Source organism: Romboutsia sp., from assembly GCF_056995035.1.
Map to the genome: position 1 here is coordinate 1 of NZ_JBXKIW010000059.1, position 6,745 is coordinate 6,745.

The following is a 6,745-nucleotide window of genomic DNA, read 5'->3' on the forward strand; positions in this document are numbered from 1 at the left end:
ATGTAATAGAAGCATGGGATTCTGCTCCTACAACAACATATAAGATAAACGGAGAACCTGTATCATGCATACCTGTTTATGGTGGTAAATCTAAATTGATACAACCACCGTTTATATCAGTTTATCTTAAAAATAAAGATGGAGAAAGACGAGCAATTACTGATTTTTTCACAGTTGATGCAACTGATGATTATCCAAGTAAAGAAGGGGAAAATAGAATCTACATATGCTTAAAAGAAAGAAGATTTGATGGAGAACAATATGGTTATATTGTAAGATGGGAAAAAGATATAAAATAATTAAAACTTATAAGAACCTATAAAGGCTTTTTTTGTTACAAAGCAAAAGAAACATTTTAAATTATAAATATGATATAATAAAAGATAAGCAAAGATGGTTATTTATTGATAACTACAAATTATTTTATACTTTAAATGTTTCTTTTTAAAAAGGACTAGATTATATTTCTAGCCCTTTTTTTATACAAAAATTTAGGAGGTTAGTATGGAACAAATAACACTAGAAAATTTATTTTTAGTTTTCTTTGGTGCAATAACAATAGATTTTATAACAGGGGTACTTGTAGCTTCAAAGAAAGGTAGATTAAAAAGTAGAACTTGCTCAAATGGAATGTTTAGAAGCATTGGAGAATGCATAGTGCTAGGTATATTTATATCTATATCGAAACTTATACCTAGCTTAGATTTTATATTTTCTACATTTGTAACAGGTTTTATATTTAAAGAAGGGATTAGTATCTGTGAAAATTTAATAGGATTAGATGTATGGATACCTGATAGTCTTAAAAAGATGCTAGAAGTTGGAATAGATAAAGTTGATAAATTAGAGAAAGTGGAGGATAAATAATTATGAAAATAATTACAAATTTTTTAAATATAAATAAATATAGCAGACCAGGAACTAAAAGAAGTAAAACTACTAAAATAGCTTGGCATTATACAGGAAATCCTAATGCTTCTGCTGTAGCTAATAGAAATTATTTTAATAATTTAGCTAGTACCAAAAAAGCATATGCATCTTCTCATTACATAATAGGATTACAAGGTGAAATAATACATTGTGTTCCAGAAGATGAAGTAGCCTATACAACTAATAGTGCTAATAGTTATAGTATAGGTATAGAAATGTGCCATCCTGATAATAGTGGTAAATTTAACATAGCTACATATAATGCAGCTGTAGAGTTAGGAGTGGACTTAGCTAAAAGATATAAACTTAATCCTCTAATAGACTTTATAAGACATTATGATATTACAAAGAAGTGTTGTCCTAAATATTGGGTAGACAATGTAAAAGAATGGGAAAAATTTAAACAAGATGTAAATAGTAAATTAAAAGGTAACTCTACTCAAGGAGCGCCAAGTACAAGATTTAAAAATGGTGATTACACAGGTATAAAAGCTAAAGCTACAGCAGATGGATTAAGAGTTAGATATTATAGAGGAACTAATCATAAAGAATTAACTAAAGTTAATAAGGGGCATGTATTTGAGTTAGAGTATTGCCTAAATGGTTGGGTATCTGTTAAGGGATATAAAGGTAATCAAGGATTTGGATATGTAAGTACTGAGTATTTAGAATTAATTTGTCAATAAATGCACTTAAAATGTTGATAACTTTAAGATTTGTGTGTATAATTGTATTACTGGTGTTGATAACAATATCAAAAGAAAAATTTAGACTTATGTATTTAACAAAAAATAAATTAAAATTTGTATACAAATTTTATGATATACCTTTTATGTGGGCTAGGAGATGATATAAAATGGAAGAATACTTTATGTATTTTGATGAATCGGGTAATTTAGGCAAAAAGGGGAAGTATTTTGTAATCGCATGCATTATAACTAAAGATTATAAAGCACTACATAATACAATGAAAAAAGGGTTAAAAAAAATAAAAAAAGATTTCCCGGATTTAGTTTTTGATGGACATGAATTAAAGGCCAATAAAGCAAATAAGGCAGCTAAACAATTTATAATAAGTAGGATATGTACAAAAGATGTAGAAATTTCTTATATAGTTGCAGAGAAACGTCATGTAGAGAGACAACTTATAAAAGATCAAAATAGATTTTATAATTTTTTACTTAAAATTTTATTAGATAATCACAAGGAAAAATTTAGAGATAATAAAGTTAATTTAATTTTAGATAATAAAAGTATAAAAGTTAAATCATTAAACTCATTTAAAGATTACATAAATTTACATATAAACTATGAACTTAGATTGAAATCTGATATCAAAGTTGAATATAGAGATTCAAAAGCTGGCAACGCTTTTAATGTTCAAGCTGCAGATTATATAGCTAATGCAATCGCATCATATTATGAATATAATATAGAACATTATATTCCTATAATTAGAGACAAGATACAGGTGGTAGAAGTATTTCCATGTTGTAAATTCAGAAAAAATATTAAAGAAGCATAAAAAAGATGTTTACTTTAAAATAAAATATGTTATAATAATAGTAGTTACAGGGTAAACCCATATCGATGTATCATTTAAGCATATAAGCTGCCTGTCGGTAGCCGTTGCTATGGTTCCGTAACTCCTAGCCCAATAGGGCTTTTTATTTTGTAATAATTTAGGATATAATGGATAATAAATTTATAATATATTGTGTTTATGATTAATATATATTAAATATAGATTAACTTTAGTTAGTTTAATCTCCTATTTGATTTAACAAGTAGTATGGTCAATAGGAGAGTAAACTAATGAAAAAAATATTTAATATAATAAAAAAACTTTCAAATTATTTCCCACAGATATTGATTGTTTTACAAATAATTAACTCATTATTAAGTATTTTAAATCAAATTAAAAGTTGATTCTTTTAATTTTAAAATAGCTACAACTTAATACTTCTATAATAATATAGGAGGTTAAGTTATAGCTATATAAAGTTAATATATATAAAAATAGATCATATTACTCAACGAGAAATAAGGTAGCCCTTACAGGCTACCTTATTTTAGTATGTATAGTATTAGATATATGGTATTATTATTTTGATAAATATATTAAAAACTTTTGGGGGAACTATGATATTTGATAAGTTATTCAGGAAAAAATCAAAAGAAAAAATGTTAGGACGTATAGAATTATTTAAACAAAATCATCAAGAAGATTATAGGTTTGAAGAATTTATGATAGATAAAAATGGTGAAGAAGTTTGCTTGATAGTTACATATTATGAAGATAGCAATGCTGGTATCATACATATTTTTGATTATGACATAAACAATGATAAAGTACTTTTTTACATAGAAGGTGATGCCCTTATGATAGGTGATCTAAGAATACTTAGAGGCATAAAAAGAGGCATAGGATCTAAGTCTATAGAAATATTAGAAAAAATAGCAATACAACATAATGTATTTAAAATCAGAGGTAAACTATACAGTTCAGATGAAGAAAATAGAGAAAGACAAATTCATTTTTATACAAAGAATGGATTTAAAATAATGGGTACATCTTTAGAGAAAGAAATAAAAAGCTAGGAATATTCTATTATATATATCAATCTCGGACTGTAGAGTATTTGATTAGTTGTTAAGCATATTAACTAGAAAGAGGTAGCTCAATAACTAAGCTATCTTCTTTTTTTATGCCAAAAATGAAAAAAATCCAAAATATTACAAAAAACGACATATATAATATTGTATACTTATTATTGAATATAATGCATAATAGGAGGATTTAAAAAATGGGGAAAAAAGAGAAAAATTTAATGATTACATGTAAGGTATGTGGAAAAGAAGTTGCTAAAGGCGTGAAAAAATGTCCTAACTGTGGAAAAGACCAAAGAAACTTTTTTATGAAACATAAGGTATTATCATTTATAATTGCAATATTTATATTAAGTGGGATAGGTGGAGCTATGGGGAATGACACAACTGTAGATGATAATCCTGTAGCGAAAGTAGATGGAGTAGAGAGCTCTAATGAAAAACCTGCTGAAAATCAAGCAGAAAAAGTAAAAGAAGATGTTCCGACAGAATATAAATCTGCATTAAAAAAAGCAAAAATGTATAGTGATACTATGAGTATGTCTAAGGCTGGATTATATAATCAGTTAACATCAGAGTATGGAGAGAAGTTTACAGAAGAAGCAGGTCAATATGCTATAGATAATGTAGAAGCAGATTGGAAAGAAAATGCATTAATAAAAGCAAAAACATATCAAAAAGATATGGCAATGTCTCCAAGTGCAGTCTATGACCAGTTAACATCAGAAGCTGGTGAGAAATTTACCGCAGAAGAAGCACAGTATGCTATAGACAATCTGGAGTAATAGATGAAGATTATAATGATATACAATCTTATGATATAACTATAAAATAGTAAATTAGACTAGGGTAAAACCTAGTTTTTTTATTTTTAAAAATATTTTATAGGAATTTCATTCAGTAACCTTATAGAAGGTTAAATAAAAATCTAGAAATTTATTTAAGAAAGTAGGAAATTTTTTCTAGAAGGTTGCATAAGATTAAGTAAGATCAAAAGAAAGGTGGTAAAAATGAAGAATAAAGAAAAAGATGATTATAAGCCGATCATACACCAAGTTTCATTCAAGACAACTGATATAGATGATGCAATATTGAATGACTGGTTTCTTGAGCAGGTAAGGAAGCATGGAGGCAATAAAAGTTCATATGTTAAATCAGTCTTACGAGAAAAAATGTTAAATGATATTGAATCAAAATAAAAGAGCTCCAGGAGTGCCATCCATAGAGCTCAAGTGTAATGAACTATAAAAAAATTATAATTCTTAGATATAATTCTACAAATATTACTAAAACCCTTCTTAAAATTCAATTATGTCTATTTAAATAACAATTCTATGTACGTTCTGTACGCATACTAAAGAGAAATAACATACCTAAAAAGCTTAAGATACCTAAATAGTAGAAAAGTATTATAAGAGTTATAAAAATGGAAGAGTTTAATATGAAAGAATTTAATAATATAGTAGATTTATTTAACTAACATTTCTAAAGCTGTACCGATAATTCCAAAAACACTAAACCAAAGAAAATCCATATTGATTTACCTCCTAGATAAATTTATAAGAATATTTTAACCAAAATTAAGGGGGATTATACATGAAATTAGTAATAAATGGATACACAGTAACAGAACATATTGAAATAAAAAGAAATAGAAAAGATATTAAGTTAGCAGGAAGAATATTGGAGTATACAAAAACAAATAAGGCAATGTATGCAAAAATAGTAATATCAACAGCTCTAATTATGCATATGAATATAAATGTATTTGCTCTTGATATAGCTACAAGTATGGATAGTACATTCAATCAATTGATAGATTTACTTTTAAGCTTTGCTCGTTGGGGATGCTTAGGCATGGGTCTTAAAAGTTCTATAGAAAGTATGCTAAATGGTGGAAGTTTAAAACAAGCCAGTATGGCAGGTATACAGTATTGGCTAGCTTATATATTCCTTCAATTATATCCAAAATTATTTGATATGATTAAGCTTTAGGAGGTGGCTGATATGAAATATCCTAAGATGCTTGATATTCCAATGCAGTGGCTTGATATTATAGGAAGAAATACATTAGAAACAATAAGTGCGTATAGTTTTGATGCTTGCTTAATAGTTGGATTAGTAGGAGCAATACTTTATATATTTGGATACAAAAAAGGTAAAGAAATAGCTACATTAAGCCCTGTTATATATATTCTTATAAAAATAATAGGGTCTACAATATTTGGTGTTTAATATGTTGAAATGGGGTGATTTCAGTGTTTAATAAAAAGATAAGTATGAAGTTTAGTGACTTTGTAGAGATCAATAAAGCTGAGTATGTAACAGTTCAGTTAATCCCAACAAAGAGCAATAAAAATAATCAAACTGATAATATAGCTTCTTTAGTAAATAAAATATATTTAAAATTTAATCAGATCATGAGGATAGAAAATAAAAAATTAATAATAACTCACCGTATGAAGGTGGGTTATTATATCCATATAACTAAACAAGAAGTACAATTTTTCTTTATATTACCTAAAGCGCATCTAATGAAATTCAAAACAAAGTTTGCTGAGACTTGGAGAAATATTGAAGTAAAAGAAGTTGAAGGAATACCGATAGATATAAACGAGTGCACAAAGTACCAGTTAAAATATAAAATGAGCGATGCTCTTAGCCTTAATGTAGATAAGAGAAACAACGATCTTCTTAATGCGAATATGAGTGTACTTGAAATTTTAGAAGCTGGTGATAACGTAGGTATATTATATAATTTTATACCTACAAAAGAAAAAGAGAGTAACTACTTTAAGTCAATAACATATAGACAAGCTATAGAAAAATATAGAGATGGAGAGAATTTAAAGAAGTCTAAAAATATCATAGATCTTGGTATAATTACTATTAAAATTTTAGTAGATTGCATAAACGAGCTTTTAAATTCAATGTTAAACAACTCAAAGAATAATAAGAGTGTATTTATATCTGCAAGTAAAGAAATCTCTTATAGCACTCAAAGAAAAGCTAAAAATGATATATGTAAAACTCAAATAGTTATTTTAAGTAAATCTAAAGAAAAAGAGAAAGAAAAACAACTAGCTATAGCTACTTGTAATAGTTTTAAGAGTATAAATGATGATAATGAATTAGTATATAAGGAAATTAAGAAAAATATAAATAAAGACTTAGTACAAATAGATAATGTAGAGGTCAATTATAC

Annotated in this window: 10 protein-coding genes; all 10 read left to right on the top strand. The window is 26.7% G+C overall.

Going from position 1 to position 6,745, the window contains the following annotated elements; translation table 11 throughout:
* Positions 1 to 299: hypothetical protein (locus tag AC11VW_RS09535; RefSeq protein WP_484301179.1), on the top strand; the 299-nt coding region annotated here is incomplete at its 5' end.
* A gap of 205 nt (positions 300 to 504) precedes the next feature.
* Positions 505 to 867, top strand: coding sequence for a phage holin family protein (locus AC11VW_RS09540; RefSeq protein ID WP_484301180.1), 363 nt, complete (start codon positions 505 to 507; stop codon positions 865 to 867).
* 2 nt (positions 868 to 869) lie between these two features.
* Positions 870 to 1,616, top strand: a complete 747-nt coding sequence (locus tag AC11VW_RS09545) for an N-acetylmuramoyl-L-alanine amidase (protein ID WP_484301181.1) — start codon at positions 870 to 872, stop codon at positions 1,614 to 1,616.
* Between the two features lie 170 nt (positions 1,617 to 1,786).
* The gene (locus tag AC11VW_RS09550) at positions 1,787 to 2,455 is read left to right on the top strand and encodes a DUF3800 domain-containing protein (RefSeq protein ID WP_484301182.1); all 669 of its coding nucleotides are present in this window, start codon (positions 1,787 to 1,789) and stop codon (positions 2,453 to 2,455) included.
* A gap of 617 nt (positions 2,456 to 3,072) precedes the next feature.
* Positions 3,073 to 3,531: a GNAT family N-acetyltransferase gene (locus tag AC11VW_RS09555; RefSeq protein WP_484301183.1), complete on the top strand. Its 459-nt coding sequence runs from the start codon at positions 3,073 to 3,075 to the stop codon at positions 3,529 to 3,531.
* A gap of 206 nt (positions 3,532 to 3,737) precedes the next feature.
* Positions 3,738 to 4,325 (top strand): Ltp family lipoprotein, encoded by a 588-nt coding sequence (locus tag AC11VW_RS09560; RefSeq protein ID WP_484301184.1) that lies wholly within the window; start codon positions 3,738 to 3,740, stop codon positions 4,323 to 4,325.
* A gap of 225 nt (positions 4,326 to 4,550) precedes the next feature.
* The gene (locus AC11VW_RS09565) at positions 4,551 to 4,739 is read left to right on the top strand and encodes a hypothetical protein (protein ID WP_484301185.1); all 189 of its coding nucleotides are present in this window, start codon (positions 4,551 to 4,553) and stop codon (positions 4,737 to 4,739) included.
* A gap of 397 nt (positions 4,740 to 5,136) precedes the next feature.
* Entirely contained in the window at positions 5,137 to 5,535 is a 399-nt protein-coding gene (locus AC11VW_RS09570) for a hypothetical protein (RefSeq protein ID WP_484301186.1), read from the top strand.
* A 12-nt stretch (positions 5,536 to 5,547) separates the two neighbouring features.
* Positions 5,548 to 5,775, top strand: coding sequence for a hypothetical protein (locus AC11VW_RS09575; RefSeq protein WP_484301187.1), 228 nt, complete (start codon positions 5,548 to 5,550; stop codon positions 5,773 to 5,775).
* 23 nt (positions 5,776 to 5,798) lie between these two features.
* The coding region (locus AC11VW_RS09580; protein WP_484301188.1) for a hypothetical protein at positions 5,799 to 6,745 on the top strand (947 nt) is incomplete at its 3' end.